Raw genomic sequence first — 266 nt, 5'->3', positions numbered from 1 at the left:
CGTCCTGATCCTGAGGCTTGATGCCTGACAGGAAATCGTCTTCTTCCTCGACGGGCGTCTCCGCTTCATGAGCGATATGCTTCTCAAGGAATTCAATCAGCTGTGGGCGGCGCTTGGCACCGGTAGCAGTCGCGATCTCAACACCGTCCTTGAACAGCGTGAGCTGCGGGATACCACGGACACCGAACTTTTCCGGCACCTGCGTGTTCTCGTCAACGTTCAGCTTATTGAACTTGACTCGTCCTTCATACTCAGGTGCCAGTGCC

Annotated in this window: 1 protein-coding gene; it reads right to left on the bottom strand. The window is 55.6% G+C overall.

The window, feature by feature from the left end; translation table 11 throughout:
• The coding region (locus AC1RPU_RS08290) for a thioredoxin family protein (RefSeq protein WP_481769695.1) at nucleotides 1–266 on the bottom strand (266 nt) is incomplete at both ends.

It is taken from the genome of Dellaglioa sp. CoH-55-MRSF-7 (genome assembly GCF_056782235.1).
The sequence above is the reverse complement of the archived record's forward strand: the minus strand, read 5'-3'. Positions and strand labels throughout refer to the sequence as shown.